At 68.8% G+C, this 1,715-nt stretch carries 1 protein-coding gene and 1 pseudogene; both read left to right on the top strand.

Features of this window, described 5'->3' with window-relative positions; all coding sequences use genetic code 11:
* On the top strand, positions 1 to 415 hold a 415-nt coding region (locus tag ACFDR9_RS27585; protein ID WP_409033063.1), incomplete at its 5' end, for an acyl carrier protein.
* A gap of 36 nt (positions 416 to 451) precedes the next feature.
* Positions 452 to 1,715: pseudogene (locus ACFDR9_RS27580) on the top strand (beta-ketoacyl synthase N-terminal-like domain-containing protein); the annotation flags it as partial.

Below are 1,715 nucleotides of genomic sequence, written 5' to 3'. Positions count from 1 at the left end.
GTGGGTGGGGGGGGGGGGGGGGGGGTGGGGAGGGGGGGGGGGGGGGGGGACGGGGGGGGGGGGGGGGGGGTTCCCCCCCCCTCTCTCCCTGGCACCGGCGCCGGCGCCGGCCGCCTGCGCCGCGCCGGCCGCCGCCTGCGCCCCGCCGTTGGCGGCCGGCGCCGACGCGCGCCTCGCGGCAGGCGCCGTGGCGCGCTTCAAGAAACTGATCAGCGATACTTTGCGCGTGCCGCTGCACAAGATCGACGCCGGCGCGCAACTGGCGCAGTACGGCATCGATTCGATTCTCATCGTGCAACTGACCAACGCCCTGCGCCAGGTCTTCGCCGATGTCGGCAGCACGCTGTTTTTCGAATGCCTGACCATCGATGCGCTGGTCGCCCATTTTATCGAACACGATCTGTGGCTGTTGTAGATGTGGTGGGTGGTGAACCGGGGCGTCTTTCGTACTCCCGCCCAGACCCCACGCCCCCCGCCGCCGCCGGGCGCCGCCGCGCCGGCGCCGGCGCCGGTTGCGCTCCCGGCCGGGACGCAGGAGGTCGCCATCGTTGGCCTGGCCGGCCGTTACGCCGGCGCGGAAAACGTCGAGCAATTCTGGGCGCACCTGAAGGCGGGGACCAACTGCATCACCGAGGTGCCCGCCGCGCGCTGGGACTCGGCCCTGTACTTTGACGCCGACAAGGGAAAGTCCGGCAAAACCTATAGCAAATGGGGCGGCTTCATCGACAGCGCCGATTGCTTCGACCCGCTGTTCTTCAATATTTCCCCGTACGAGGCGGAGAAAATGAGTCCGCAGGAGCGGCTGTTCCTGGAAGAAGCCTACCGCAGCATCGAGGACGCCGGCTATACGCCGGCCAGCCTGGCCGAGGATGGCGCCGTGGGCGTCTTTGTCGGCGTGATGAACGAAAACTACGTGGGCGGCGCGCGCTATTGGTCGGTCGCCAACCGGGTCTCCTACCTGCTCGACTTCCACGGCCCCAGCATCGCGGTCGACACCGCTTGCTCGTCGTCGCTGACGGCGCTGCACCTGGCGCTGGAGAGTCTGCGCAGCGGTAGTTGCGCCTGCGCGATCGCCGGCGGCGTCAACCTGATACTCGATCCCGGCCATTACGTCGGCCTGTCCGCGATGGCGATGCTGTCGTCCGGCGACGCCTGCAAATCGTTCGGCGCCGACGCCGACGGCTTCGTCGACGGCGAAGGCGTGGGCGCGGTGGTGCTCAAGCCTTTGCAGGCGGCGATCGCCGCCGGCGACCAGATCTACGGCGTCATCAAGGGCAGCATGCTCAACGCCGGCGGCAAGACCAATGGCTACACGGTGCCCAATCCGCTGGCGCAGACCCAGCTTATCGGCGACGCGTTGCGGCGCGCCGGCGTGCATGCGCGCAGCGTCAGTTATATCGAGGCGCACGGCACCGGCACCGCGCTGGGAGACCCGATCGAGATCCGCGGGCTGGCGCAGGCGTTTGGACGGGATACGCAGGAACGCCAGTTTTGCGCGATCGGCTCGGCCAAGTCGAACATCGGCCATTGCGAAAGCGCGGCCGGCATCGCCGGTCTGACCAAGGTGCTGCTGCAAATGCGCCATGGCCAGCTGGCGCCGTCGCTGCATGCGCGCGCGGCCAATCCGAATATCGATTTTTCGGCGACGCCGTTCGTGGTGCAGCAGGAGCTGGCCGACTGGACGCGTCCGAGCGTGAACATCGACGGCGTGCTGC

This window comes from Janthinobacterium sp. CG_23.3 (genome assembly GCF_046115965.1).
Classification (GTDB): domain Bacteria; phylum Pseudomonadota; class Gammaproteobacteria; order Burkholderiales; family Burkholderiaceae_D; genus Janthinobacterium.
This window is presented reverse-complemented; position numbering and strand designations above follow the sequence as displayed.